Origin of the sequence: Nocardioides sp. GY 10113 (assembly GCF_004919105.1) — a bacterium.
Classification (GTDB): domain Bacteria; phylum Actinomycetota; class Actinomycetes; order Propionibacteriales; family Nocardioidaceae; genus Nocardioides.
The window spans coordinates 136,007-161,320 of sequence record NZ_STGK01000003.1 but is presented as its reverse complement, the minus strand read 5'-3'; the positions used below and the strand labels follow the sequence as shown (position 1 = coordinate 161,320).

Annotated in this window: 25 protein-coding genes; 19 read left to right on the top strand and 6 right to left on the bottom strand. The window is 74.1% G+C overall.

The features are described 5' to 3' along the window. Positions 1-2: 2 nt before the first annotated feature. Together E8D34_RS05150 and E8D34_RS05145 are read right to left on the bottom strand one after the other, a co-directional pair. Positions 3-518: a GNAT family N-acetyltransferase gene (locus E8D34_RS05150; RefSeq protein WP_240771111.1), complete on the bottom strand. Its 516-nt coding sequence runs from the start codon at positions 516-518 to the stop codon at positions 3-5. A 20-nt stretch (positions 519-538) separates the two neighbouring features. Beyond that, positions 539-988, bottom strand: a complete 450-nt coding sequence (locus tag E8D34_RS05145) for a YiiD C-terminal domain-containing protein (RefSeq protein ID WP_168929335.1) — start codon at positions 986-988, stop codon at positions 539-541. Between the two features lie 232 nt (positions 989-1,220). Between E8D34_RS05145 and E8D34_RS05140 the strand changes: the two genes are divergently transcribed. Then, positions 1,221-3,539 (top strand): immune inhibitor A domain-containing protein, encoded by a 2,319-nt coding sequence (locus tag E8D34_RS05140; RefSeq protein ID WP_136593531.1) that lies wholly within the window; start codon positions 1,221-1,223, stop codon positions 3,537-3,539. A 113-nt stretch (positions 3,540-3,652) separates the two neighbouring features. Here E8D34_RS05140 and E8D34_RS05135 read toward each other — a convergent pair whose 3' ends face one another. Continuing rightward, positions 3,653-5,383: an FAD-binding dehydrogenase gene (locus tag E8D34_RS05135; RefSeq protein ID WP_136593530.1), complete on the bottom strand. Its 1,731-nt coding sequence runs from the start codon at positions 5,381-5,383 to the stop codon at positions 3,653-3,655. A 110-nt stretch (positions 5,384-5,493) separates the two neighbouring features. On the opposite strand from E8D34_RS05135, the gene E8D34_RS05130 reads away from it, so the two are divergent. The 10 genes from E8D34_RS05130 (at position 5,494) to E8D34_RS05085 (ending at position 14,065) form a co-directional block, all read left to right on the top strand. Next, on the top strand, positions 5,494-6,648 hold the full coding sequence (locus E8D34_RS05130; RefSeq protein ID WP_136593529.1) for an alpha-hydroxy-acid oxidizing protein: 1,155 nt from the start codon (positions 5,494-5,496) through the stop codon (positions 6,646-6,648). 235 nt (positions 6,649-6,883) lie between these two features. Then, a complete protein-coding gene (locus E8D34_RS05125; protein ID WP_136593528.1) occupies positions 6,884-7,780 on the top strand; it encodes a glycosyltransferase in 897 nt (298 codons plus the stop codon). 89 nt (positions 7,781-7,869) lie between these two features. Further along, positions 7,870-8,583: a response regulator transcription factor gene (locus E8D34_RS05120; RefSeq protein WP_136593527.1), complete on the top strand. Its 714-nt coding sequence runs from the start codon at positions 7,870-7,872 to the stop codon at positions 8,581-8,583. Then, positions 8,580-9,977: a HAMP domain-containing sensor histidine kinase gene (locus tag E8D34_RS05115; protein WP_136593526.1), complete on the top strand. Its 1,398-nt coding sequence runs from the start codon at positions 8,580-8,582 to the stop codon at positions 9,975-9,977. Before E8D34_RS05120 ends, E8D34_RS05115 begins: the two co-directional genes overlap by 4 nt. Positions 9,978-10,109: 132 nt before the next feature. Beyond that, positions 10,110-10,364: a hypothetical protein gene (locus E8D34_RS05110; protein WP_136593525.1), complete on the top strand. Its 255-nt coding sequence runs from the start codon at positions 10,110-10,112 to the stop codon at positions 10,362-10,364. Further along, positions 10,361-11,344: an FAD:protein FMN transferase gene (locus tag E8D34_RS05105; protein WP_136593524.1), complete on the top strand. Its 984-nt coding sequence runs from the start codon at positions 10,361-10,363 to the stop codon at positions 11,342-11,344. The genes E8D34_RS05110 and E8D34_RS05105 overlap by 4 nt, the downstream gene beginning before the upstream one ends. Then, on the top strand, positions 11,341-11,961 hold the full coding sequence (locus E8D34_RS05100; RefSeq protein ID WP_136593523.1) for a ferric reductase: 621 nt from the start codon (positions 11,341-11,343) through the stop codon (positions 11,959-11,961). Before E8D34_RS05105 ends, E8D34_RS05100 begins: the two co-directional genes overlap by 4 nt. Then, the gene (locus tag E8D34_RS05095; protein WP_136593522.1) at positions 11,958-13,229 is read left to right on the top strand and encodes an NADH-ubiquinone oxidoreductase-F iron-sulfur binding region domain-containing protein; all 1,272 of its coding nucleotides are present in this window, start codon (positions 11,958-11,960) and stop codon (positions 13,227-13,229) included. Before E8D34_RS05100 ends, E8D34_RS05095 begins: the two co-directional genes overlap by 4 nt. Then, a complete protein-coding gene (locus E8D34_RS05090) occupies positions 13,226-13,441 on the top strand; it encodes a ferredoxin (RefSeq protein ID WP_136593521.1) in 216 nt (71 codons plus the stop codon). The genes E8D34_RS05095 and E8D34_RS05090 overlap by 4 nt, the downstream gene beginning before the upstream one ends. Before the next feature lie 96 nt (positions 13,442-13,537). After that, positions 13,538-14,065, top strand: coding sequence for a DUF2231 domain-containing protein (locus E8D34_RS05085; RefSeq protein WP_136593520.1), 528 nt, complete (start codon positions 13,538-13,540; stop codon positions 14,063-14,065). 35 nt (positions 14,066-14,100) lie between these two features. Here the strand turns inward: E8D34_RS05085 and E8D34_RS05080 are convergent, their stop codons facing one another. Next, entirely contained in the window at positions 14,101-15,582 is a 1,482-nt protein-coding gene (locus E8D34_RS05080) for a DUF4389 domain-containing protein (RefSeq protein WP_136593519.1), read from the bottom strand. Between the two features lie 193 nt (positions 15,583-15,775). On the opposite strand from E8D34_RS05080, the gene E8D34_RS05075 reads away from it, so the two are divergent. From E8D34_RS05075 to E8D34_RS05055, 5 genes are all read left to right on the top strand, one after another. Then, positions 15,776-15,967: a hypothetical protein gene (locus E8D34_RS05075; protein WP_136593518.1), complete on the top strand. Its 192-nt coding sequence runs from the start codon at positions 15,776-15,778 to the stop codon at positions 15,965-15,967. 114 nt (positions 15,968-16,081) lie between these two features. Further along, positions 16,082-17,038, top strand: coding sequence for a hypothetical protein (locus tag E8D34_RS05070; protein WP_206056561.1), 957 nt, complete (start codon positions 16,082-16,084; stop codon positions 17,036-17,038). A gap of 4 nt (positions 17,039-17,042) precedes the next feature. Continuing rightward, positions 17,043-17,666 carry a maleylpyruvate isomerase family mycothiol-dependent enzyme gene (locus E8D34_RS05065; protein ID WP_136593517.1) on the top strand — a complete coding sequence of 208 codons (624 nt, stop codon included), beginning with the start codon at positions 17,043-17,045 and terminating at the stop codon, positions 17,664-17,666. Between the two features lie 201 nt (positions 17,667-17,867). Further along, positions 17,868-18,614, top strand: coding sequence for an ABC transporter ATP-binding protein (locus tag E8D34_RS05060; RefSeq protein WP_136593516.1), 747 nt, complete (start codon positions 17,868-17,870; stop codon positions 18,612-18,614). A gap of 12 nt (positions 18,615-18,626) precedes the next feature. Further along, on the top strand, positions 18,627-21,143 hold the full coding sequence (locus E8D34_RS05055; protein ID WP_136593515.1) for an FtsX-like permease family protein: 2,517 nt from the start codon (positions 18,627-18,629) through the stop codon (positions 21,141-21,143). A gap of 11 nt (positions 21,144-21,154) precedes the next feature. Here the strand turns inward: E8D34_RS05055 and E8D34_RS05050 are convergent, their stop codons facing one another. Then, on the bottom strand, positions 21,155-22,327 hold the full coding sequence (locus E8D34_RS05050) for a cysteine--tRNA ligase (RefSeq protein WP_136593514.1): 1,173 nt from the start codon (positions 22,325-22,327) through the stop codon (positions 21,155-21,157). Positions 22,328-22,408: 81 nt separating this feature from the next. On the opposite strand from E8D34_RS05050, the gene E8D34_RS21500 reads away from it, so the two are divergent. Then, on the top strand, positions 22,409-22,543 hold the full coding sequence (locus tag E8D34_RS21500) for a hypothetical protein (RefSeq protein ID WP_276606575.1): 135 nt from the start codon (positions 22,409-22,411) through the stop codon (positions 22,541-22,543). A gap of 120 nt (positions 22,544-22,663) precedes the next feature. On the opposite strand, the gene E8D34_RS05045 is transcribed toward E8D34_RS21500, so the two are convergent. Continuing rightward, positions 22,664-24,025, bottom strand: coding sequence for an MBL fold metallo-hydrolase (locus E8D34_RS05045; RefSeq protein ID WP_136593513.1), 1,362 nt, complete (start codon positions 24,023-24,025; stop codon positions 22,664-22,666). 137 nt (positions 24,026-24,162) lie between these two features. Here E8D34_RS05045 and E8D34_RS05040 point away from each other — a divergent pair, with 137 nt between their 5' ends. Both E8D34_RS05040 and E8D34_RS05035 read left to right on the top strand, forming a co-directional pair. Then, entirely contained in the window at positions 24,163-24,957 is a 795-nt protein-coding gene (locus E8D34_RS05040) for a GntR family transcriptional regulator (RefSeq protein ID WP_240771110.1), read from the top strand. Next, positions 24,954-25,313: a rhodanese-like domain-containing protein gene (locus E8D34_RS05035; protein ID WP_136593512.1), complete on the top strand. Its 360-nt coding sequence runs from the start codon at positions 24,954-24,956 to the stop codon at positions 25,311-25,313. Before E8D34_RS05040 ends, E8D34_RS05035 begins: the two co-directional genes overlap by 4 nt. Position 25,314: the final 1 nt, after the last annotated feature.

The window sequence follows — 25,314 nt, the reverse complement described above, 5'->3', positions numbered from 1 at the left end:
CCTCAACGGCCGGCGACCTCGCTGCGCCGTTCCAGCAGGACGACGTCGCGCCACGCGCCGGCGAGCGGCCCCCGCGCCATCCGACCGATCCGTTCACGGGTGCCGACCACGCGGAAGCCCGCGGCCCGGTGCAGGGCCAGGCTGGCGGCGTTCTCGGGGAAGACCCCGGCCTGGACCGTCCACACTCCGGCGGCCTCCGTCGAGGCCACGAACGCCTCCAGGAGCAGCCGGCCCACGCCCTGTCCGGCGACGCCCGGGTCGACGTACACGGACTCCTCGACCACGCCGGCGTAGACGCCGCGCGAGGAGTACGCCGAGCCGGCGATCCAGCCGAGCACCCGCTCACCCCCGGTGGCGGTCGAGGTGCCGAGCGCCACCAGCCGGTGGTCGGCCAGCCTGCCGGCGTCGAACCGCTCCCAGGTCGGCGGCGCGGTCTCGAAGGTGGCGTGACCGCCGGCGATGCCGGCGGCGTAGATGCGCTCGACCTCGGGCCAGTGCCGAGGCTCGAGCGGCGCCACCCGCACCTGCGCGGACAGCGTCAGAACTTCCGCATCTGGTAGTAGCCGTGCGTGGTCGCGACCACGGTGCCGGCCTCGTCGGTGAGCTCGGCGGTGAGCTCGAAGTCGGACTTCCCGTTGGCCTGCGTCTCGGCGAGGATCCGCTCGATCTCGTCGTCGCTCAGGGTGGCCCGGGAGACCACGTCGGAGTTGGCCGGGCGTCGGTAGTCGATCTCGAGCCGCTTGACCAGCGGCACCGCGCCCTCGAGCACCAGCGAGGTGCTGGCGTAGATGCCGCCGAGCACCTCCGCCACGGTGAACAGCGAGCCGGCGTACGCCGAGCCGAAGTGGTTGCCGTTGGGCCCGAACGGGAGCCGCGCTGCGACGTCGTTGCGTCCGGCCTCGATCACCTCGATCCCCATCGCGGAGAGGATCGGGATCACCTGGTGGGTGTAGGCGGTGAGCTGCTCGGGGCTGGGCGTGTCGGTCACGGGCGCCAACCTAGTCGCTCGGTCGGCCGACCCCGGCAGCGGACGGCGCCGTACCGGGCCGCCCGAAGAAGGTATCCGGCGGGCCCGGGAATGATCGCGACTTCATGTCGTCACCGGCCTTGATAACACAAGAATGCCTCGTTTACGAGGGGTGACACAGGCCACAGGATCTCACTAGCGTCGCCAGCAGGTGCGCGATCCGCACCGTGGTCGACCACAGGAGACGTGAGGCATGAGAAGACTGATCGTGGCAGTCGCCGGCATCGGGGCGCTCGCCGTCCAGGGCACCCTGGGGGTGGGGCCGGCGAACGCGGAACCGGAGCCTCTGAAGCCCGCTGCGCCACCCGACGCCGCGTCCGCCCGCTCCGACAACCTCTCCTCCCCGCTCAGCGACAAGCAGTCCGCCGAACGGACCCGCGCCCAGGAGATGGTGCTGTCCGGCGAGGCGACGCCGAAGGGCAAGAACCAGGTCGTGAAGATCGCCCCCGGGCAGTACGTCGAGCTGGCCCGCGCGGACGAGGACTCGATCTTCAGCGTGCTCGCCGAGTTCGGCGACCAGGAGAGCCCCTACGGGATCCTCAAGGGCGGGGCCGAGGGCCCGCAGCACAACCAGATCCCGGAGCCGGACCGCTCGGTCGACAACACCACGATCTGGGAACCCGACTTCTCGCAGGGCTACTACGAGGACCTGCTCTTCTCCGAGGAGCCCGGCGCGGTCTCGATGCGCAACTACTACGACGAGATGTCCTCGGGCGCCTACAGCGTCAACGGCGACGTCACCGACTGGGTGCAGGTGCCCTACCGGGCCGCGCACTACGGCCGCGACTGGTGCGGCAGCATCACCTGCGGCCAGACCACCTGGTGGTTCGTGCGGGACTCGGTCAACGCCTGGTACCAGCGCGCGCTCGCCGAGATGGGCAGCGTGCAGGCGGTCGACGACTACCTCGCGAAGTTCGACGTCTGGGACCGTTACGACTACGACAGCGACGGGAACTTCGACGAGCCCGACGGCTACATCGACCACTTCCAGTCGATCCACGCCGGCGTCGGCCAGGAGACAGGCGGCGGCACCTACGGCGACGACGCGATCTGGTCGCACCGCTGGTACGTCCAGCTGACCGGCATCGGCTCCGGCGGCCCGACGGTGGGCGGGCAGACCGTCCCGTTCGGCGGCGTGCAGGTCGGCAACTCCAACCTGTGGATCGGTGACTACACGATCGAGCCGGAGAACGGCGGCGTCGGCGTCTTCGCCCACGAGTTCGGCCACGACCTCGGGCTGCCCGACCTCTACGACACCTCCGGCAACACCGGCGGCGCGGAGAACTCCACCGCGTTCTGGACGCTGATGAGCTCCGGCTCCTACGGCAACACCGGCAAGCCCGAGGACGGCATCGGCGGCGAGCCCACCCACATGGGCAACTGGGAGAAGCAGCAGCTCGGCTGGCTCGACTACGACGTGGTCCGGTACGGCGAGAAGCGGACCCTGAACCTCGGCCCCGCCGAGCACCGCACCAAGAAGTCCCAGGGCGCCTTCGTGCTGCTGCCGGACAAGGAGGTGCCGCTGGAGCTCGGGGACCCGTACGAGGGCGACCAGTACTACTACAGCGGCTCGGGCAACGACCTCGACGTCTCGATGACCACGTCGGTCACCGTGGGCGCCGGCGCGCTCACCGCCCACGCGCGGTACGACATCGAGACCGACTGGGACTACGCCTACCTGACCGTCAACGGCGATCCCGTCGCGACCAACCTGTCGACCGACGCTGACCCGAACGGCCAGAACTTCGGCTCCGGGATCACCGGTTCCTCCGGGGACACCTGGGTCGAGCTGACGGCCGACCTGTCGGCGTACGCGGGCCAGACGGTCGACCTCGGGTTCCGCTACTGGACCGACGGCGCCGTGGTCGGGGACGGCTTCCAGGTCGACGCGATCACCCTCGACGGGACGCCGATCGGCACCGCGGAGACCGACGAGGGCTGGACCTTCGACGGGTTCCGGACCACGACCGGGTCGGAGGAGCAGTCGTTCTTCAACGCCTACGTGCTCTCCAGCCGGCAGTACCTCGGCTCGGACGACGCGCTGCGGACCGGCCCGTACAACTTCGGGTTCACCAGCACCATGCCGGACTGGGTCGAGCACTTCTCGTACCAGGACGGGCTGCTGATCGACTACTGGGACACCAGCTACTCCGACAACAACGTCGGCGACCACCCGGGCGGCGGCCTGCTGCTGCCGGTCGACGCGCACCCGGACCGGCTGTACTGGGACGACGGGACGATGATGCGCCCGCGGATCCAGTCCTACGACTCCACCTTCGGGACGGAGCGGACGGATGCCTACACGCTGCACCTGGACGGGGTGCCGACGCGGATCCCGTCACAGCCGGCGCAGCGGGTCTTCGACGACACGAAGTCGTGGTGGTCGGGCGGATCGGCGCCGGGTCGCTACCAGCCCGGCTGGGTCGGCGTGGACGTGCCGAAGACCGGCACCACGGTGAAGGTGGCGGGCAGCGACGGGCACGGCGTGATGCGGGTGCACGTCAACAAGTAGCCCGCTGAGGTACGACGCCGGGTCGGCAGGAACGTTCTGCCGGCCCGGCGTCGTCGCGTCGCCCCGGCCCCGGTCAGCCCCGGTCAGCCCCGGTCAGCCCCGGTCAGCCCCGGTCAGCCCCGGGCGATAGCGCGGCCGGCGGCGCGGCCGGAGAAGATGCAGCCGCCGAGGAACGTCCCCTCCAGCGCGTTGTAGCCGTGCACCCCGCCCCCGCCGAACCCGGCGGCCTCGCCGGCGGCGTACAGCCCCGGGATCGGGCTGCCGTCGGCGGCGATGCACTGCGCGTCCAGGTTGGTCTCCAGCCCGCCGAGGGTCTTGCGGGAGAGGATGTTGAGGCGGACCGCGATCAGCGGGCCGTGCTCGGGGTCGAGGATCCGGTGCGGCGGGGCGACCCGGATGATCTTCTCGGTCTTGGCGCGGCGCGCGTTGTGGATCGCCATCACCTGGACGTCCTTGCAGAACGGGTTGCCCAGCTCCCGGTCGCGGGCCACGATCTGGCGCTCGATCTCGGCGACGTCGAGCTGGGGTCCCCGGGCGATCGCGTTCATCTTCTCGACCAGCCCGGCCAGGTCGTCGGCGACCACGAAGTCGACGCCGTGCTCCTTGAACGCCTCGACCGGCCCCGGCGCGCCCTTCGCCAGCCGGCTCTTGATCGCGAACTTCACGTCCTTGCCGGTGATGTCGGGGTTCTGCTCGGAACCGCTGAGGCCGAACTCCTTCTCGATGATCGTCTGGGTGAGGATGAACCACGAGTAGTCGTGACCGGTGGCCAGCACCTGCTTCATGGAGCCGTTCGTGTCCGCCCCCGGTACGCCGGACATCCCCTCCAGCCGCTTGCCGTCGGCGTCGAACCACATCGACGAGGGACCGGGCAGGATCCGGATCGCGTGGTCGGGCCAGATCGGGTCCCAGTTGTGGACGCCCTCGACGTAGGCCCACAGCCGGTCGCGGTTGACCACGGTGGCGCCCGCGGACTCGGTGATGCCGATCATCCGGCCGTCCACGTGCGCCGGTACGCCGGCGATCAGGTGCTCCGGGGCGGGGCCGATCCGCTCGGTGGGCCAGTTCTGGCGCATCAGGTCGAAGTTGTGGCCGATGCCGCCGCTGCTCACCACCACGGCCGCGGCCCGGTAGTCGAAGTCGCCGACCACGTCGCGGTTGGACTTCACCCCGCGCGGGGAGTCGTCCTCGGCCAGCCGCGCGCCGCGCACGCCCACCACGGCGCCGTCCTCGACGACCAGGTCGTCGACGCGGTGCCGGAAGCCGAACCGGACCAGGCCGCGCTGCTCGGCCGCCTCGACCGGTTCGGCGAAGACCCGGACCACCTCGGGACCGGTCCCCCAGGTGAGGTGGAAGCGCGGCACCGAGTTGCCGTGGCCGGTCGCCCGGCCGTCACCGCGCTCGGCCCAGCCGGCGAACGGCATCGAGGCCAGCCCGAGGTCGTTGAGGTAGGCCTGCTTCTCGGTGTGCGCGAACCTGACGTAGGCCTCGGCCCACCGGCGCGGCCAGTAGTCCTCGCCGCGTCCGGGACCGTCGGTCCCGTCCCCGAGCCGGTCGAACTGGGCGCTGCCCATCCAGTCCTGCAGCGCCAGCTCGTAGGAGTCCTTGATGCCGGTGCGGCGCTGCTGCTTGGAGTCGACGAAGAAGAGACCGCCCAGCGACCAGAAGGCCTGGGCGCCGAGGTTGGCGCGGTTCTCCTGGTCCAGCACCAGCACCCGCTTGCCCGCCTTCGCCAGCTCGTGCGTGGCGACCAGGCCGGCCAGCCCGGCGCCGACCACGATCGCATCGGGCGTGAACCCCGCGGCAGGACCATCCACTGCGGCCGGGCCGTGCGCTTCTGTCATGGGGACGTGCTCCTCGGGGTCGCTGGGTCGCTAACGTGCGCGTGTGATCGGCATTACACCGTAGTGCCGGCGCGAGGGTGCAACGGATCGAACCGCGGAGGCGACTTCCCATGGCGTACGGCGACTACCAGCTCGAGCTCTACTTCAACGCGGTCAACGGGGCGCTCCCCCGGATGCCGTTCGACTACGGCGTCCTCGAGGCCGACGCGCTGGCCGCGCTCCCGCCCGAGCTGCGCACCTACATCGCCGGCGGCTGCGGCAACGAGGCCACCCAGCGCGCCAACGTCACCGCCTTCGACAGCTGGGCGCTGATCCCCCGGATGCTCGGCGGCAACGGCGAGCGCGACCTCTCGATCGAGCTGTTCGGGAAGACGCTGCCGACCCCGCTGATGATGGCGCCCGTGGGCGTGATCGGACTGTGCACGCCCGACCAGCACGGCGACGTCCACACCGCCGAGGCCTCGGCGCAGACCGGCGTGCCGATGATCGGCTCCACCCTGATGAGCGACCCGCTGGAGGACGTCGTCGCGGCCACCGGCGACACCCCGTCGTACTTCCAGCTCTACACGCCGAAGGACCGCGACCTCGCCGCCAGCCTGGTGCGGCGCGCCGAGCAGGCCGGGTACGACGGCATCGTGGTCACCCTCGACACCTGGATCCCCGGCTGGCGCCCGCGCGACCTGGCCACCGGCAACTTCCCGCAGCTGCGCGGCAAGTGCCTGGCCAACTACACCTCCGACCCGGTCTTCACGGGCCTGCTGCCGCCCGACGCCGACACCATGACGACGGTGCTGACCTGGGCCGGCATCTTCGGCAACCCGATGGGCTGGGAGGACCTGGCCTGGCTGCGGTCGCTGACCGACCTGCCGATGCTGCTCAAGGGGATCTGCCACCCCGACGACGCGCGCCGGGCACTGGACGGCGGGATGGACGGCATCTACTGCTCCAACCACGGCGGCCGGCAGGCCAACGGCGGCGGCTCGGCGCTGCAGTGGCTGCCCGGCGTGGTCGAGGCCGCGGGTGACGCACCGGTGATCTTCGACTCCGGCGTCCGTTCGGGCTCCGACGTGGTCAAGGCGCTCGCGCTGGGCGCCACGGCGGTCGCGGTCGGCCGGCCCTACGTCTACGGGCTCGGCCTGGGCGGGGTGGACGGGCTGGTGCACGTGCTCCGCTCGCTGCTCGCCGAGGCCGACCTGCTGATGGCCGTGGACGGCTACGCCTCGATCGCCGACCTGACCCGGGAGACGATCGTCCCGGCACTCTGACCCGCCACGGGATGCTGGCACGGCCGGGTGTCCCCAGTGTTGGGTACCGTCCCGGACGAACGCGGTCTACCCCGGTCCGGTTGCCGAACGCTGGAAGCATCCGGACGACCACGCACCCCACCGAACAGTCGGGAGACCCGATCCGTGTCCAACCGCCGTTTCGTCATCTCTGAGCACCGCTCTCGCCGGCAGCCACCACCGCCCGGTCTGGGGGCGGCGAACAGCGAGGCTCGCGATGATCTCGCCTGAGCAGAGCCGCCTCGGGGCCGTCATCGTCCCCGCCCACAACGAGGAGGCCGTGGTCGCCCGGACACTTGCTCCGCTGTCCGACCTCGCCACATCGGGCCGTATCGAGCTGATCGTGGTGGCCAACGGATGCACCGACGGCACGGCCCAGGTCGCGCGTGCCGTCCCCGGAGCCCAGGTACTGGAGGTGGAAACGGCGTCGAAGGTCGCCGCCCTCAACGCCGGCGACTCCCACGCGTCGACGTGGCCACGGATGTACCTCGACGCTGACATCGAGATCACCGCGGTCGCGGTCGAACGGGTGTTGTCGTTGCTCACGGCCGGCCCGGCCCTCGCCGCTCGCCCGGCCTTCCGTTACGAGGCGACCGGCGCCACCCGCGTGGTGCGCTCCTTCTACCGTGCTCGGCAGCGGCTTCCCGAGATCTCCGACCACCTTTGGGGCGCGGGCGTCTACGCGCTCTCGAAGTCAGGCCACGAGCGCTTCGACCGTTTCCCGGAACGAGTCGGGGACGACCTGTTCGTCGACGGCCTCTTCGACCGCAAGGAGATCGAGATCGTGGCCACGGACCCCGTGCTGGTCCGTACCCCGCGGGACCTGAAGAGCCTGATGGCAGTACTGCGCCGGACCCACTACGGCAGAGCTGAGGCCGCGAAGGCCGAGAATGGCGAGGCTTCGCGGCCCACGGGTCGGACGACCTCCGGGATCGCGCGCCAGCTGCTGACCACGACGTTCGAGCCGGCCGCCGACTCGGCCGTCTACGCCGGTCTGGTCGTCGCCGCGCGCCTGCAGCTGGCGCGGGGCCGGTACGCAGCCTGGGAACGCGACCACAGCAGCCGAGGAGGGGCCGCCTCGATCGAGGAGACGGATTCACGGTCCCCCGTGTAGGCAGCGAGACCCAGCGGACGTGCCTGACCACGAACGCGCGCCTGCTCGTTCACCGGCATGCTGTGGGCCCGGTCCCTAGGATCGGCCCCGTGGTGCACCTGCTGCTGGTCGAGGACGACGAGTCGATCCGCCGCAGCCTGGCCCGCGGCCTGACCGAGCAGGGCGCCACGGTCTCCGCGGTCGGCACGGCGGTCGAGGCGATCCAGGCGCTGCCCACCGAGCGGCCCGACGTCGTGATGCTCGACCTCGGCCTGCCCGACCTCGACGGCGCCGACGTGCTGGCGCTGATCCGGGCGCAGGGCGACCTGCCGGTCGTGGTCGCCACCGCCCGCGACGACGACCGCGAGGTGGTCCGGCTCCTCGACGCCGGCGCGGACGACTACCTGGTCAAGCCCTTCTCCGCCGCACAGGCGATGGCGCGGGTCCGGGCCGTGCTCCGCCGTACCTCCGCGGCCGGGGAGGCGGGCGAGGTCGAGGGCCGCCGGGCCGCCGTCGGCGGACTGGTGATGGACGCGGTGGCGCGGACCGCCGAGCTCGACGGCCGACCGCTGGACCTGAACCGCAAGGAGTTCGACCTGCTGCTGGCGCTCGCCTCCCGGCCCGGGCAGGTGATCTCCAAGCGCCAGCTGCTGGCCGAGGTCTGGCAGCAGCCCTGGGGCGGCGCGGACCGCACGGTCGACGTGCACCTGTCCTGGCTGCGCCGCAAGCTCGGTGAGAGCGCGGCGCAGCCCCGGTACCTGCACAGCGTGCGCGGCGTCGGCGTCAAGCTGGTCGACCCCGGCCCCTCCCCCGACCAGCCATGAGCCTGCGCACCCGGATCCTGTCGCTGACGGTCGGCGCGACCGTGGCGGTGCTGCTGCTCTTCGCGATCCCGCTGGGGGTGCTCGAGCAGCGCTCGGCGGCGCGCGACGTCGAGCAGGCCGCCACCCGCGCCGCGTGGACGGTGGCCGACTACGTGGCCGCCGGCGGCGACGCGAGCACGACGACGAGCTGGGAGCGGCTGGCCAGCGACCGCGACGAGGGCACGCAGGTAGCGATCTACACGCCGGACGGCACCCGCTACGGCCCGGACCTGCCCGGCTCCTCGCCCGCCGAGGACCGCGACCGGGACACCGACGACACCCCCTCCCCCGCGGACGACGACGGCGACGCGGGCGAGCACGAGCGGGATGGGGACAGCGACCACGACGGACCGTTCTCCAGCCAGAGCGGGCCCGACGTCGACGTGGTGGACGGCGGCAAGCTGGTCCGGGTCGAGGTGGCGACCGCCGGCGGCCCGACGGTGGTGATGGCCTTCGCCGACGACGCCGCGGTCCGGCACACCCTCGCCGAACGGCTGCTGCCGCTGGCCGTGGCCGGGGTGGTGCTGCTGCTCCTGGTCGGCGCGGCGGCCGAGGTCCTCTCCCGCCGCCTGGTCCGCGACCTGGGTCGGACCGCGGACCTCGCCGACGCGATCGCCGGCGGCGACGCGGTCTCCCGGGTGCCCGAGACCGGCCCGCCGGAGGTACGCCGCGTCGCACACGCGCTGAACGGCCTGGCCGGCCGGATCGAGGAGCTCCTGGCGAGCGAGCGCGAGGCGGCGGCCGACATGTCGCACCGCCTGCGCACCCCGCTGATGGCGCTGCGCCTGGACGTGGACGCGCTGCCCGACGGTCCGGCGCGGAGCGAGCTGGAGGACCACGTCGCCACGCTCGAGCGGACCTTGACCGCGGTGATCCACGAGGCCCGCCGCTCCACCCGGGAGGGCCGGCGGGTCGGCTGCTTCCCCGGCCCGGTGGCCGCGGAGTCGGTGGCGTACTGGCAGCCCCTGATCGAGGACCAGGACCGGCGGATCGAGGTCGCGCTGGCCCCGGACCTGCCCGAGGTGCACTGCTCCGCCGACGACCTGCGCGCCGCGATCGACGCGCTGGTCGAGAACTGCATCGCGCACACCCCCGACCGCACCCCGGTCGCCGTCCGGGCTCGCCTCACCCCGCAGGAGCCGCCACGGGTCGTGGTCGAGGTCCGCGACCAGGGTCCCGGCTTCGACGCCGACGCCGTACGCCGCGGCCGCAGCGACCGCGGCTCCACCGGCCTCGGACTCGACATCGCACGCCGCTGCGCCCGTGCCTCGGGCGGGGACCTGGTGGTGCTCCGCGAGTCGGAGGCCGGCGGCAGCGAGTGGACCGTGGTCCGGCTCGAGCTCGGCCTCGCCTGACCCCCGCCCCGCGGCTCGGAGGGGCCTTTCCCGCGGCTCGGAGGGGTCTTTCCCCCGGCTCGCGCGAGGATTTGAGGCCGATTTGAGGTTCGCTTGGGGGGTGGCTAAGCCGCCCCCGGCGAGTCTCGGGGCATGACCACACGCGACGCCCTCCTCCGCCGGGGCCGCATCGCCACGGCCGGGGTGCTGATCGCCGCCGCCTCGGCCACCGGGCTCCTGACCCTGGCGACCGCCCAGGCGACCACCTCCGCCAGCGGGCAGACCGGGACCACGCAGACCGGCATCGGCGAGGACCGGGCCGGCGACGGCGGGGGCTCCGTCTCGAGCCCGTCCGCCCGGTCCGACCAGTCCAGCGGCGGCGCGGTCGCGGGGAGCCACGCCTCATGAGCGCGCTGGAGTGGCGCGACTGGTCCTGCGCGGTCCGCGTCGTCCTGGCCGACGGCCTGCCGGCGACGGCAGCGCCCGTCCCGGCGCTGGCCACGCGGGTCGAGCGCGCCGTGCGGACCCTGATGGACGACGTGGCGCTGTCGGCCAGCCGGTTCCGCGGCGACAGCGACCTCGCCCGGGTCAACGAGCGGGCCGGCCGGCTGGTGCCGGTGCGACCGCTGACCGTGGAGCTGGTGCAGGTGGCGCTCGAGGCCGCCCGGGCGACCCACGGCGCCTGCGACCCCACCGTCGGACGCCACCTGCTGGCCGCCGGGTACGTCGCCGACATCGATGAGCTGCGCGCCCCGGGCGGACCGCACGGGAGCGGCGCACCCCCGACGCCGCCCGCCGGGGCACGGCCGGCCCCGCGGGCGGACCACTCGGCGGTCCGCGTGGACCCCGACCTCGTCCGCGTCGGCGTACCGGCCGGGCTGGCGCTGGATCTCGGCGCCACCGCGAAGGCCTGGACCGCCGACGAGGCCGCCCGGCGACTGCACGACCTGCTCGGCCTGCCGGCGCTCGTCGCGCTCGGCGGCGACGTGGCGGTGAGCGGCCCCCGGACCGGCCCCGGGACCGGCCCGACCGAGGGCCGGCCGTGGCCGGTCCTGGTCAGCGAGCGGGCCGACGAGCCCGGCGAGGTGGTCGACCTGCTCCGCGGCGGGGTGGCCACCTCCTCGACCCGGGCCCGGCGCTGGCAGACCACCGACGGCGAGCGCCACCACCTGATCGACCCGCGGGTCGGACGCCCCACCGACGGAGCCGTCCGCACCGCGACCGTGCTCGGCACCACCTGCGTCGAGGCGAACACGTTCAGCACCGCTGCCCTGGTCTGGGGCGACGAGGCCGCCGCACGGCTCGGCGGCCGCCCCGCGCGCCTGGTGCGGGCCGACGGCACGGTGCTCACCACCGCGACCTGGCCGCACCGGGAGGTAGCGGCATGACGCTGTGGTTCCTGGCCCGCTCGGCCGGTTTCGTCGCGGTGCTCGCGGCCACCCTGACCGTCGCCCTCGGTGCCGCCGGCACGGCATCGCGGGGCGACGCCAGGGTCCTCGCCCAGCTCGTGCACCGCTCGGCCGCCGTGCTCACGCTGGCGATGCTGGCCCTGCACGCGGGCCTGCTGGTCGCCGACCACTACGTCGACGTGACGCCGGGCGGGGCTCTGCTGCCCTTCACCGCCGGCTACCGCGGCCCGGCGCTCGGGCTCGGCACGCTGGCCGGCTACGGCTTCGTCGTGCTCGCGCTCACCGGGGCGCTGCGCGGCCGGATGGCGGCGAGCGAGGCGGCGGCCCGCACCTGGCGCGGCGTCCACCTGACGGCGTACGGCGCCTGGGTGCTGGCGATGGCGCACGGCGTGCTCGCCGGCACCGACAGCGGCACCCCCTGGGCCGTCCTGCTCTACGGCGGCTGCGCGACCGTCGTCGTCGGCACGGTCGCCGCCCGCGTCATCGCCGGCCTGGCGCACGCCGACGACCCGCTGCCCCGCGCACGCCAGGGGGTCCGCCGGCCGGTCCAGGTACCGACGACCGCCCGCCGACCCCTGACCGGAGGAACCCGATGACCACGCGGACCAGCACCCCGCCCGCCGCGGCCGGCGGCCCCGTCCCGGCCTCCGCCTGGGGCTCGGCCCGCCTGCTGGCCGGCACCACCCAGGGCCGGGTCGATCTGACCCGGCACCGCGCCGTGCACGGGATGCCCCGCCTGCCCGACGCGGCCGGGCTCGCCCGGATGCTCGGCGCGGTCCACCTGCTCGGCCGTGGCGGCGCCGGGTTCCCGGTCGCCACCAAGCTCCGCGGGATGCGGACCGGCGCCCGTGCCCACGTGCTGGTCAACGGCTCCGAGGGCGAGCCGGCCAGCCGCAAGGACCGCGCGCTGCTCTCCCTGGCGCCGCACCTGGTCCTGGACGGGGCGCTGGCGATCGCGCGGGCCCTGGAGACCGAGCAGGTGACCGTCGTGGTCGCCGACCCCGCGGCGTACGACTCGCTGGCCGTCTCCCTGCGCGAGCGCCCCGACGCCCGCAGCGTCCGTCTCGTCCCGCACGACCAGGGCTTCGTCGCCGGCGAGGTCCGGTCGGTGGTGCGGGCGCTCTCCGGCGGCCCGGCCGTCCCCCCGGGCCGCCGGACCCTCCCCACCGAGCACGGCATCGACGGCCGGCCGACGTTCGCCTCCAACGCCGAGACGTTCGCCCAGATCGCGCTGGTGCTCACCCTCGGCGTCGAGGAGTACGCCGCGGTCGGCACCCCCGAGGAGCCGGGCACCACGCTGCTCACCCTGCTCGGCGACGTACCGCGTGCCGGCGTGGTCGAGGTGCCGACCGGGCTGCCGCTGGCGGCCCTCGTCGGCGCGGGCCACGGGGAGGCGGCGCCGGTGCTCGTCGGCGGCTACCACGGCACCTGGGTCGCCGGACCCGGCGACCTGACGGTCAGCCGACCGGCGCTGCGCCAGGCCGGCGTGCCGCTCAATGCCGGCGTGCTGGCTCGGCTGCCGCAGGGCACCTGCGCGCTCGGCGAGGTGGCCACGGTGGCGGCCTGGCTGGCCTCGGAGTCGTCCGGCCAGTGCGGCCCCTGCTACTTCGGGCTGCCCTCGGTGGCCGACGCGCTGGTCCAGCTGGCCGCGGGCCGCCTCACCACCGAGGAGGTACGCCGACGGGCCGGCCTGCTGCCCGGCCGCGGCGCCTGCGCCCACCCCGACGGAGCGGCCGCGTTCGTCGCGTCGGCGCTGCCCGTGCTGGAGGCCGAGATCGCCGTCCACCGCGCCCACGGGCACTGCGGCCGGCCGCTGCTCGGCGCCCTGCCGACCACCGACCCCACCCCGAGGAGGGCGGCATGAGGCTCGAGGTCGACTGGACCCGCTGCGACGGCCACGGGCTCTGCGCGCAGCTGCTGCCGGAGGCGATCTGGCTGGACGAGCACGGCTTCCCGGTGCTGCGCGAGCGCGAGATGGGCGAGGGGTTCGCCGAGCTCCGCGACGCCCGCCGCGCGGTGGCGGCCTGCCCCGTCCTCGCGCTGCGGCTCGAGCGGTCCACCGCCCACGCCCGCTGATCCCCGGCCACCCCGGGGCCACCCCGGGGCCACCCCGGCCACCCCTGACCCCCCGGCCGCCCGGCCGGGACCACCCACCCGACAGGAGACCCGCCCGTGTTCGACCTCGTCAACGGCCTGCCCCTGCACCCGCTCGTGGTGCACGCGGTCGTCGTCCTGCTCCCGCTGGCCTGCCTGGGCACCATCGCCATCGCCGTCAGCTCCCGCCTGCGCCGCCGCTACGGCCTGCTGGTGGTGGCCTGCGCCGCGCTGGCCACCGCCCTCATCCCGATCGCGACCTCCAGCGGCGAGGCGCTGGAGGAGCACGTCGGCAACCCCGGCGAGCACGCCGAGCTCGGCGACCAGCTGATCTGGTTCGCGATCCCGCTGCTGGTCCTGGGCGCCGCCCTGGTCTGGCTCGACCGACGCCGCCCGGACTCCTCCGCACCCGACGCCGGCGAGGTGACCCGCGAGGTCACCAGGGCCGACAGCGCCTCCTCCGCGCTCGACCGCCCGGTCGCGCTGCGGGCGGTCGGGGTGCTGGCGCTGGTCGCCGCGCTCGCCACCTCGGTGCAGGTCTACCGGGTGGGCGACTCCGGAGCCCGCGCAGCGTGGGGCGACCAGGTGGCCTCCTCGGCCAACTGATCGCCCCACCCGGCTCGCGGGTCGCCGGCGACCGCTCAGACGGTCGTCGGCGGCGCGGGCGCGGCCGGCGAGCGCGGACGGACCGCGATCGCCAGCACCACGACCACGATCCCGGCGCCGAGCACCAGCAGCGCGGTCACCAGCATCCCGCCCGCGACCCAGCCGAGCACGGGCAGCTCCGCGCCGACGCTGACGTCGGCGGCGACACCCTGCTGACCGTCGGCCTGCATGAGGACGATCGTCCAGTCGCCGCTCTCCGGCGCCCAGGTCAGCTCCTGCTCACCGGTGCCGCTGGTCGAGGCGGCCCAGATGTCCAGCGTGCCCGGGGCGGCCGCCGGAGCGGAGCCGTCGGAGTGCCGGTAGACCGGGTCGCGGTCGGTGCCGGTGAAGTCGGTCAGGGTGTCGTGGGCGACCCCGGCCAGGTAGGCGTCGACCTCGTCGGTCGGTCCGATGCCGAGGAAGAGCGGCTCCGTCCCGTCCGCCTCCGCGGTGATCCTGACGTCACCCAGGATGTTCTCCAGCAGCGCGTCCGGCCCGTCGTACGTCATCTCCATGCTGTCCGAGGCCAGCGCGTAGCTCTGCGTCGACAGGTACTCGTCGCCGGAGGCGAGGTAGCCGCCGGAGTCGCGCAGGCCCACCTGCGCGAAGCCCAGGCCGAGGCCGGCGACGCCGAGCCCGGCGCCGGTCAGCAGGAGCACCGAGCCGAGCACCACCGCCACCACCCGACCGGCACCCCACGCGGGCCGCTCCTGCGGTGATCCCGGCGGCGCGGGTGCGGTCGCCACCGCCGTGCCACCGCCCGCCGTCGCGCCCGGGGCGCTGTCGGGCTCCCCGGGAACCAGCGGCGGCTCGGGGTCGTCGCCGCCCATGTCCAGTCGGAACGGCGGGTACTCGTCCGTCATCAGCGAGACGTACGCCGCCACCCGCAGCACCCAGCGGTTGAGCCCGAGCACCAGGTCGAAGATCGGCTTCGGGTAGCGGCCGGTGAACAGCAGCGCCACGGCGGCGAAGAAGACCAGCAGGCCGATCAGGCCCGGTCCCCCGTAGCCCCACTCGTCCACGCTGTTGGCGGCGTACCAACCGCCGCCGAGGAAGAACGCCACCACGAGGTAGTGCGGGATGGCCAGCAGCCACCACTTCACCAGCACCAGCCCGCGGGAGAGCTCCCCGGGCGGGTCGACCCGGAGCCGGGCCGGGTACTCGGGCACGTCCTGCAGCGTGAACGGCGGGTACCGGTCGGTGCCCAGCGCGCTGTAGGCGTAGAAGGCGACCCGCCAGCTCCAGCGGAGCACGCCCACGTTGTACTCGAAGATCGAGCGCGGGTAGCGCCCGGTGAAGAGGATCGCGAAGAACGCCACGACGGTCGTCACGGCGAACGCGATCCACAGGAAGAACAGCACGATGTAGTGGGGGATGACGAGCAGCCACTTGACCAGCCACAGCCATCGGCTCTGGCCCTCGTCGAGGTGGCCCTCGAGATGGACGGGTCCCCGGGCCCGTTGCGTTGAGGTGCTCATCACGCCTCCTTGGGCACGATTCCTCTCCGATGCACTCCTTCACCCTCCAGCCAACACCCGCGGGCGCCGGATCGGACCGGGCGAAGGTCCCCACCGGTGCGACCTCCGTCCCTGACGCCGGCGGGCCGGAGCCGGGACGCTGGAAGCGGGACCCGGCCGACGACGGAAGGGCCGACGACGGAAGGAGCGGGTGATGGGATCGGACAGCAGGGGTGCCGGCGCCTCCAACGCCAGCGGCGGCGCGCTCTACGGCCTCGGCATCTTCGGCGCCTGGGTCTACTTCTGGATGGCCGCCGACGGGTTCTGGGAGCACGCCTACGCGATCTTCCAGGGCATCTTCTGGCCGGCGTACATGGTGTACGACGCCTTCGCGGCGCTCCGCTGACGCGCGCGCCGGGGGCTGACGCCGGTGGTCACCGCGTGGGAGTCTCGGGGGGTGGCGGGCGCGGCGGAGGGTGAGGGGGTCCGGGCGGCCCCGGGGACGCCGCGGGTGAACCGGATGGCGCTGCGACTGGTCGGCTCCCCCTGGGGTCGCCTGGTCGACGGACACCTGACCGCGCTGCGCTACCGGTCCGAGGCCGGCCGCCCGGTGGTCCTCCCCGTGCAGTGGGAGCGCGACGCCGACGGCGCCGACATCGTCGCCGCCCAGGCCAGCCAGAAGCGCTGGTGGCGCCACTTCCGGACGCCGGCGGCGGTCGAGGTCTGGGCGGACGGGCGGTGGCGGGCCGCGACGGCGCGCGTGGTCGCCCACCACCCGGGCGACGACCTGGTCACCCTCCGCCTGACCGCGGACCTGGGCCCGCGCGCCGGCCTCGACCGCCGCACCTTCCTGCGGCTCTGGGTCGCGCTGGTGACCCTCTGCGAGGCGGTCGGCTTCGCCGTACCGGCGGCTGTCGGCGCGCTGCTGGCCGACGCGCCGTGGCCGCTCCTGCTCGGCGCGCTGCTGGCCGCCGGGGCGTTCGAGGGCGCGCTGCTCGGCGCCGGGCAGGCGACCGTGCTGCGCCGGGTCCTCGGTGGGCTCGACCCCGGCCGCTGGACGCGGCTGACCGCGCTGGCGGCGGTGGCGGCCTACGCGCTCGGGATGGCGCCGTCCACCTGGGCGCAGGGGCTGTACGACGACCCGACGGGCCCGGGCGCGGCCCTCGCCTGGGCGCTCGCCGGCCTCGGCGGGCTGGTGCTGCTGGTCAGCATCGGCGGCGCGCAGTGGCTGGAGCTGCGCCGGCGCCTGCCGGGGGCCTGGCGCTGGGTGCCCGCCGCCGCCCTGGCCTGGCTGGCGGCGCTCGCGGCGTTCCTGGTGATCGCCACGCCGCTGTGGCGGCCGGGGCAGCCGGCGGCGCTCGGCGTGCTGATCGGCGTCGCCGCCGGGGTGGTGATGGCCGCGGTGCAGGCGGTCATCACCGGCGTGGCGATGAGCCGCCTGGTCGGGCCCGACCGGGCGGCCGGCCACGTAGCCTGACCCCATGACGCACCCGCTGAGCGAGTCGCTGGCCTGGGTCGCGGACGGCACGGAGCTGTTCACCGCCGCCGCGGCCGCACTGGACGAGGACGAGATGGGGGCCCCGAGCCCGCTGCCGGGATGGAGCCGCAAGCACGTGGTGGCCCACGTCGCGCTCAACGCCGAGGCGATCGGACGGCTCGCCCACTGGGCCCGGACCGGCGAGCCGACCCCGATGTACGCCTCCCCCGAGGCACGCACGGCCGACATCGAGGCCGGTGCCCGCCGGTCCGCGGACGACCTCCGCGCCTGGCTGGTCGACTCCGCGGCCGCGCTGGACGCCGCGCTGGCCGGACTGACCGACGAGCAGTGGGCCGCGGAGGTGGAGGCCCGCAACGGCAAGCGGGTGCGCGGCACCGCGCTCCCCTGGATGCGGGCGCGCGAGGTCCTCATCCACTCCGTCGACCTCGGCACCGGGATCGGCTTCGCCGACCTGCCCGCGGACTTCCTCGGTGCCCTGGTCGCCGAGGTCGCCCACCAGCGCGACCTCCCCCGCCTGCCGGAGGGCCCGCTCCCGCAGCTGGCGGCGTACCTGACCGGGCGGCCCCACGCCCTCGTCGATGCGCCCGAGCTGGGCGCGTGGCTCTGACCCTGCTCCCGCCCCCGCGCTGACCGGGCGCTCCCCCGGGCGCTCCCCCGGGCGCTCCCCGGGCGCTCCCCCGGGCGCTCCCCCGGCAGGTCAGGCTGGGTCGACGGGTCTTCCCTCCAGCGCCGATCCACGGGAGGGTGTGATCTCCGACAGCACCGCACCGAGCGGCCCGCCCGACGGGCCACGGCCCAGGAGGCGCGCGTGACCACTGCACCCGAGGCGACCCGAGTGGCGGCGCGAGCCGTCGAGGCCCGCAAGACCTACGGCACCGGCGAGGCCGCGGTGCACGCCCTGGCCGGCGTCACGGTGGACTTCCCGCAGGGCGAGTTCACCGCGATCATGGGCCCGTCCGGATCGGGCAAGAGCACGCTCATGCAATGCGTCGCCGGCCTGGACCGGCTCACCTCCGGCTCGGCCTTCATCGGCGACACCGACATCTCCGAGCTGAGCAAGAACGACCTGACCCTGCTGCGGCGCGACCGACTCGGGTTCATCTTCCAGCAGTACAACCTGATCCCCTCGCTGACCGCGCGCGAGAACATCCTGCTGCCGCTCACCCTGGCCGGCACCAAGCCCGACCAGGAGTGGTTCGACACCGTCGTCGCCACGGTGAACATGGCCGACCGGCTCGGCAACCTGCCCAGCCAGCTCTCCGGCGGCCAGCAGCAGCGGGTCGCGGTCGCCCGCGCCCTGGTCCCCCGCCCCGACATCGTCTTCGCCGACGAGCCGACCGGCGCCCTGGACTCGCGCACCGGCATCGAGATCCTCACCTTCATGCGGCGCGCTGTCGACGAGACCGGGCAGACGATCGTGATGGTCACCCACGACCCGCACGCGGCGTCGTACGCGAACGAGGTGCTGTTCCTCGAGGACGGGCAGATCGTCGACTCGATGGAGGCGCCCACCGCGGACCGCGTGCTGGACCGGATGAAGCGCTTCGAGGGCTGAGGGCGGCCGGGCATGTTCACGCTCGTCCTCAGCAGCGTCCGGCACAACCTGGGCCGCTACCTGGCCACGCTGATCGCGATCATCACCGGCGTCGGCTTCTACACCGCCGTCGGCTTCATCTCCGACCGCGTCATCGACTCCTTCGAGGGCGACGTCGACACCCAGTACGGCGCGGTCTCGGTGGCGGTGATCCCCGACGAGGGCCCGTCGGTCGAGAACGCCACCGGCACCGGCGACCAGCTGCGGGTGCCGCAGCGCGTCGTCGACCAGCTGCTCGCGCTGCCCGACATCGAGGGCGGGGCGGGGATCGTCACCGGCACCGTCGGTTTCCTCGGCGACGACGGCGACGCGTATGCCAGCAACACCGCCGGCCGGCTCTGGGTGACCGACGAGGAGCTCAACCCGCTCACCGTCGACGAGGGCGAGGCCCCCGAGTCCTCGGGTGACATCGCCGTCGACAAGGGGCTCGCGGAGGACGAGGGCTTCGCGGTCGGCGACCAGGTCACCCTCCTCACCCTGGCCGGCAAGCAGGACGTCACGATCGTCGGCATCACCTCCTTCGGCGACTCCGCCGCCATCGACAGCAACGGCACCGTCTCGATCAGCCCCGACGACGCCTTCGCCTGGCTCAACAACGGCCACACCAGCTACGAGACCTACTACCTGCGCGGCTCCGGCGCCGAGGCCGACCTCGTCGACGAGGTCGCCGACGTCGTGCCGGCCGGCTTCCAGGCCCAGAGCGGCGAGGAGTTCCGCGCCGACCAGCGCAAGAGCGCCGGGTCGTTCGGCACCGTGCTCAAGCAGGCCCTCCGAGCCTTCGCGATCCTGGCGCTGCTGGTCGGCGGGTTCGTCATCTACAACACCTTCAGCGTGATCGTCGCCCAGCGGCTGCGCGAGCTGGCGGTGCTGGCCGCGATCGGCGCGACCCCGCGCCAGCTCAAGCGGTCGCTGCGCACCGAGGGCCTGGTCATCGGCGTCGTCGGCTCCGTGCTCGGCGTCGTCGCCGGGTTCGCGCTGACCCTGCTGCTGGACCTGGTCCTCCGGATCACCGGCGGCAGCCTCCCCGGCAGCGCCACGACCATCGGACTCTCCAACGTCCTCAGCGGCATCCTCCTCGGCACCGTCATCACCGTGGTGTCGGTGATGATCCCGGCCCGGCGGGCGGCGAAGACCGAGCCGATCGAGGCGATGCGCGACGCCGCGGTGGAGAGCAACGTGCTCAGCCGCACCCGCGGGCTCATCGCCCTCGTCCTGGTCCTGGCGGGACTGGCCGGCATGGCCTTCGGCGGCGGGCTGTGGACCATCGGCGGCGGCATCGTCGCGTTCATGGCCGGCCTCTTCGTCGGCGCCCCGCACATCGCCAAGGGCGGCGCCCGGCTCGCCCGCCCCGCGCTCTCCCGGTTCGGGCTCGAGGGCCGCCTCGCGGTCGACAACTCCGTGCGCAACCCCAAGCGCACCGCGACCACCTCCAACGCGCTGCTGATCGGCGTCTTCCTGGTCACGCTGGTCGGGGTGGCCGGCACCAGCATGAAGGACTTCGCGGTCGGGGAGATCAACAAGCTCCAGTCGGCCGACTACATCGTGACCAGCAACGGCGGCAGCGTGGACGACGACCTGATCGCGGACTTCGAGGACGTCAAGGACGTCGAGCAGGTGGTGCCCTTCCGGCGCGAGCCCGTGGTCGTCGACGGCGACCCGCTGGCGATCTCCTCCGGCGACATCGACGCGATCGCCGACGTCTCCGACCTCGAGGCCGAGTACGGGTCGCTCGACGACCTCGGCCCCGGCACGATCGCGCTGCTGGACCTGGGCGAGCCGGGCAAGCCGGGGCCCGGGGTCGGCGACACGGTGAGCGTCGAGAACACCGACGGGCAGCAGCGCGACCTGGAGGTCGTGGCGGTCCTCGCGCTCAGCCTCGACGCCGCCCAGGTGGGCGCCATCGCCGACCCGGCGACCTTCGACGACCTCGTCGGCGACGTGGCCCCCACCGTGGCGTTCATCGACGTGGCCTCCGGCGCCCAGTCGAAGACCAAGCGCGACATCGAGGACATCGCCGACCTGCGCCCCGACATCACCGTCCAGGCCGGCAACTCGCTCGGTCAGCTGATCGGCGGGATCTTCGACTTCCTCATCAAGGCCGTCACCGGCCTGCTGCTGATGAGCGTGATCATCGCGCTGATCGGCATCATCAACACCATGTCGCTCTCCATCCTGGAGCGGCGCCGCGAGCTCGGCCTGCTGCGCATCATCGGGATGACCGACGCCAAGGTACGGCGGATGGTGACTCTGGAGTCGGTGCTGATCTCGGTCCTCGGCACGCTCAGCGGCCTGGTCTCCGGGCTGGTCGTCGCGGTACTGCTGGTGCTGTCGATCAACCGGCTCAGCTCCGCGACCGTGGCACCGAGCGTCCCGGTCCTGGAGCTGGTGCTGATCCTCGTCGCCGGCGTCCTGCTGGGCGTGCTCGCCGCGCTCGTGCCGGCCCGCCGCTCGACGAAGCTGGCGGTGCTGGACGCGATCCAGGCGACCTGAGTCGAGCGGGGTCAGGCCAGGCGGAGCACGCTGATCAGCCGGCGGGCGGACTCCCCGCCCTGCTCCAGCGCGGCGGCGACGGCGGCCGGCACGTCGAGGTCGGCCCGGAGCGCGTCGTCGACCGCGACCGGGTCGCCGGCGCCGGGCTTGCTGGCCGCCGCGTACAGCGCGTCGAGCAGGTCCTGGGTCGCGGCGAGCCCGTCGGCGTCGAAGTCCCAGGCATCGGCGTACCGGCGGTGGAGCAGGTGCAGCCGCAGGGTGGCCGGGGCGACGTCGCGGAGCAGGTCGTCGACGAGCACCAGGTTGCCGGTGGACTTCGCCATCTTCTCGCCGTCGATGCGGACCTCGCCGACGTGCAGCACGGCCCGCGCGAACGGGGTGACCCGCGCGACGGCCTCCACCATCGCCGACTGGTAGGCGTGGTGCGGGAAGGCCAGGTCCTCGCCGCCGACCAGCACGTCGACGCTCGGCCCGTGCACGGCCATCGCCATCGCGGCGCACTCGGCGTGCCACCCCGGGCGGCCCCAGCCCCACGGGCTGGGCCAGGCGGGCTGCTCGTCGACCGACGGACGCCAGATCGCGACGTCGAACGGGTCGGCCTTGGCGGGGTCGTCGGGGCGGTCGCCGTACGCCGCCGACAGCGCGAGCAGCCGCTCCCGGTCCAGCCCGGTGCGCTCGGCGACGCCGGCGCCGCGGAACCAGACCGTGCCCTCGCTCTCGTACGCCGCCCCGGCGTCCAGCAGCGCCTGGGCCAGCTGGACCACGGCGTCGATGTGGTGTCGGGCGTGCGGCTGCTCGGACGGCGTGGCCACCCGCAGCGCGCGCATCGACTGGTCGAAGATCGCCTCCTGCATCAGGGCCAGCTCGTCGAAGTGGTCGCCGCGCAGCCGAGCCGCGTCGAGCAGCACGTCGTCGACGTCGGTGACGTTGCGGCAGGTGCGCACCTCGGCGCCGGTGAGGTCGAGCACGGTCGCCAGCACATCGGCCCAGACGAAGGTCGAGGCATGGCCGAGGTGGGTGACGTCGTAGGGCGTGATGCCGCAGACATAGACCCGCGCGGAGCCGGCGACCGGGAGCGCCCCGCCGCCGAGCGTGAGGTGGCGCGGAGCGGGCGCCGGCGCCCCCAGCCGCTGGGCGGCGTCGAAGACGGGCGAGGTCACGTGGCGCAGCGAGCGGAGCGGCATGTGTCCAGTCTCGCACCCCGACCGGCGTCCGCTCCCCGGGACCGGTCACGGCGGCGCGCGGCGGTCTGCTCTCATGGTGCGGTGACCACGACCGCGCGCGAGCAGCAGCAGCCGGCCGTCCCCGCCGGGGCGCCCCGCCGTACCGGCCTGCGCGCACGGCTCGCCGCGGTCCTCCGGCTGGTGCGCTCGGCACACGAGGAGCGCGTCCCCTTCTGACCGCGAGCCGGGGACGGTGGTTTCGAGGCTCGGCGCCGGGGCGCCTCGCACCTCAACCACCGGCAGTCCGGTGGGTGAGGTGCGAGCGAAGCGAGCCTCGACACCGCCCCGCCGCTCCGGTCAGGTCAGCCCCAGCTCCACGGCCCGGTCGTACTCGTCGTCGACGAGGGTGACGTCGTGGCCCGCGCGGGCCAGCAGGCTGGCGGCGATGGAGGCGCGGAACCCGCTCGCGCAGTGCACCCACAGCGGCCGGTCGGGGATCTCGTCCATGCGCACCAGCAGCGAGTGGATGGGCACGTGGATGGAGTCGCTGACCGCGTCCTCCTTCCGCTCGTCGTCGCGCCGGGTGTCGAGCACCACGATGCGCGCCCGCTGCTCGGGCCCGAGCGCGGCGAGATCCGCGAAGGTGGCCGTGGCGTAGTCCTCCACCTGGCCCGGGTCCGCCGCGAGGTCGGCGACCGGGCCGATCGCCGCGCCGTCGGGGCGCTCGATGCCGATCCGGACCAGCTGGCGCTGGGCCGCCTCGATCTCCTCGGCCGAGTCGGCGATCAGGGTGAACGGGCTGCCCCAGGGCATCAGCCAGCCGAGGTACGTCGAGAACTGGTCGCCGAGCTCGATGCCCACGGTGCCGGCGAGGTGCTGCCCGGCGTACGCGGTCCGGCTGCGCAGGTCGACCACCCACTCGCCGGCCTCGATGCTCGCGCGCAGCCGCGCGGGGTCGATCGCGGTCGGCGGGCTGAGGTCGGCGGGGCCGGGGCCGGCGAGGTTCCGCGGCGCCATGTGCCGGTAGTAGGCCGGGTAGGCGGTGAGGTTGGCGATCAGCGTCTCGACGAAGGCATCCTCGTCGGCCGCCGTGAGGGCGTCGTTGCGCAGCCGCTCGTCGGCGATCGTCGAGGAGTCGCCGCCCGACGCCGAGCCCGAGGAGCAGAAGCTGCCGAAGCCGTGCGTGGGGAAGACCCGGACGTCGCCGGGCAGCTCGGCCAGCCGCCGCGCGGAGTGGAACTGGGCGCGGGTCAGCTCCTCGGTGCGCTCGACGTCGACCAGGTCGGTGCGGCCGACGGAGCCGTAGAGCAGCGAGCCTCCCGTGAAGACCGCCGCCGGCTCGTCCCCGGAGGCCTCCTCGACCAGGTACGACAGGTGGGTGACGGTGTGCCCGGGGGTGGCCAGCGCGGTGATCCGCAGGCCGCCGACCTCGTGGGTGTCGCCGTCGCCGACGGCCAGCCGGTCGAACTGGACCGGGTCGTCGCCGTTGACGAGGTAGTCCGCGCCGGTGCGGCGGGCGAGCTCGAAGCCTCCGGTGACGTAGTCGTTGTGGATGTGGGTCTCCACGACCGCGGCGCAGCGCAGGCCGCGGTCGGCCAGTGCCGCCTCCACGCGGTCGATGTCGCGCTGCGGGTCCACCACGATCGCGACCGCGCCGTCGTGCGCGACGTAGCTGCGGTCGCCCAGCTCGCTCGTCTCGAGCACCTCTACCTGGAGCATTCGTCCTCCCGGGTCGGGAATAGCGCGCGGCTCTTGCGGCGCTGTACGGATGTACGTACATTTCACTGTAGGAGCCGCGGGCAACCCCCACAAGCCCCGGATACCCACCCCGAGTCCAACGCACACAGGAGGCACCCGTGGTCCCCGAGCACCCCCGCGCTCGCCCCGTCGACCGCGCCAGCGCGCTGCCCCTGTGGGCGCAGGTCCAGGCCGACATCGAGCGCCGCCTGCGCGCCGGCGAGTTCACCGACTCCTTCCCCGGTGAGATGGCCCTGGTCGACCAGTACGCCGTCAGCCGGCACACCGTGCGCGAGGCACTGCGCCGCCTGCGCGAGGGCGGGCTGCTGGACGCGGGCCGCGGCCGCGCGCCGCGGGTGGCCAGCGCCGAGATCGCCCAGCCCGCCGGCACCCTCTACTCGATCTTCGCCTCCGCACAGGAGAGCGGGCACAGCCAGCGCAGCATCGTCCGGGCGCTGGACGCGCGGGCGGACGGCACCGTCGCCGCCCGGCTCGGCCTGGAGGAGTCGACCCCGCTGATCTACCTCGAGCGGATCCGCCTGCTCGACGAGGAGCCGCTGGCGATGGACCGGGCCTGGCTCCCGGCCAGCATCGCCGCCCCGCTGCTCGACGCCGACTTCACCCAGACCTCCCTCTACGGCGAGCTCAGCGCCCGCTGCGACGTACGGCTGACCGGCGGCCGCGAGGAGATCCGCGCGGTGGTGCCGACCACCGCCGAGCGCGTGCTGCTCGACATCCCCGACCGCACCGCCGCCCTGGCCATCGACCGGCTCGGCGAGCTCGGCGGGCGACCCGTCGAGTGGCGCCAGACCGTCGTCCGCGGCGACCGCTTCGGCCTCGTCACCGACCTCACCCGCCCCCACCACCTGGAGGCCAGCGTCACCGCGGGCCGTCAGCCAAGGAGATCCGCATGACGCACGCACCCACCCCGGACGCCACCCCGACCCCCGTCGAGGACGTCGACCCGACCCGCGCGCTCGCGCTGGTCGGAGAGGGCGCCCTGCTCCTCGACGTCCGCGAGGACGACGAGTGGGCCGCCGGACACATCCCCGGCTCGGTGCACATGCGCCTCGGCGACCTGGACCCGGCGAAGGTGCCCTCCGGCGTACGGGTGGTCGCGGTGTGCCGCTCGGGCAACCGGTCGCGGAAGGCCGCGACCGCGCTGGCCGCGGCCGGCGTCGACGTCGTCAACCTGGCCGGCGGCGTGATCGCCTGGCACGGCGCCGGGCTCGACCTGGTCGCGGTGCCGGGCCACGGCCAGGACGGGTGAC

Excerpts from the sequence above, each read along its gene's own strand:
- E8D34_RS05105 (WP_136593524.1), top strand. The coding sequence starts at position 10,361 with ATGAGCGCGCTGGAGTGGCGCGACTGGTCCTGCGCGGTCCGCGTCGTC.
- E8D34_RS05050 (WP_136593514.1), bottom strand. The coding sequence starts at position 22,327 with ATGCCGCTCCGCTCGCTGCGCCACGTGACCTCGCCCGTCTTCGACGCC.
- E8D34_RS05125 (WP_136593528.1), top strand. The coding sequence starts at position 6,884 with ATGATCTCGCCTGAGCAGAGCCGCCTCGGGGCCGTCATCGTCCCCGCC.
- E8D34_RS05115 (WP_136593526.1), top strand. The coding sequence starts at position 8,580 with ATGAGCCTGCGCACCCGGATCCTGTCGCTGACGGTCGGCGCGACCGTG.
- E8D34_RS05130 (WP_136593529.1), top strand. The coding sequence starts at position 5,494 with ATGGCGTACGGCGACTACCAGCTCGAGCTCTACTTCAACGCGGTCAAC.
- E8D34_RS05065 (WP_136593517.1), top strand. The coding sequence starts at position 17,043 with ATGACGCACCCGCTGAGCGAGTCGCTGGCCTGGGTCGCGGACGGCACG.
- E8D34_RS05095 (WP_136593522.1), top strand. The coding sequence starts at position 11,958 with ATGACCACGCGGACCAGCACCCCGCCCGCCGCGGCCGGCGGCCCCGTC.
- E8D34_RS05140 (WP_136593531.1), top strand. The coding sequence starts at position 1,221 with ATGAGAAGACTGATCGTGGCAGTCGCCGGCATCGGGGCGCTCGCCGTC.
- E8D34_RS05090 (WP_136593521.1), top strand. The coding sequence starts at position 13,226 with ATGAGGCTCGAGGTCGACTGGACCCGCTGCGACGGCCACGGGCTCTGC.
- E8D34_RS05070 (WP_206056561.1), top strand. The coding sequence starts at position 16,082 with ATGGCGCTGCGACTGGTCGGCTCCCCCTGGGGTCGCCTGGTCGACGGA.
- E8D34_RS05080 (WP_136593519.1), bottom strand. The coding sequence starts at position 15,582 with ATGAGCACCTCAACGCAACGGGCCCGGGGACCCGTCCATCTCGAGGGC.
- E8D34_RS05045 (WP_136593513.1), bottom strand. The coding sequence starts at position 24,025 with ATGCTCCAGGTAGAGGTGCTCGAGACGAGCGAGCTGGGCGACCGCAGC.
- E8D34_RS05075 (WP_136593518.1), top strand. The coding sequence starts at position 15,776 with ATGGGATCGGACAGCAGGGGTGCCGGCGCCTCCAACGCCAGCGGCGGC.
- E8D34_RS05110 (WP_136593525.1), top strand. The coding sequence starts at position 10,110 with ATGACCACACGCGACGCCCTCCTCCGCCGGGGCCGCATCGCCACGGCC.
- E8D34_RS05135 (WP_136593530.1), bottom strand. The coding sequence starts at position 5,383 with ATGACAGAAGCGCACGGCCCGGCCGCAGTGGATGGTCCTGCCGCGGGG.
- E8D34_RS05055 (WP_136593515.1), top strand. The coding sequence starts at position 18,627 with ATGTTCACGCTCGTCCTCAGCAGCGTCCGGCACAACCTGGGCCGCTAC.
- E8D34_RS05100 (WP_136593523.1), top strand. The coding sequence starts at position 11,341 with ATGACGCTGTGGTTCCTGGCCCGCTCGGCCGGTTTCGTCGCGGTGCTC.
- E8D34_RS05035 (WP_136593512.1), top strand. The coding sequence starts at position 24,954 with ATGACGCACGCACCCACCCCGGACGCCACCCCGACCCCCGTCGAGGAC.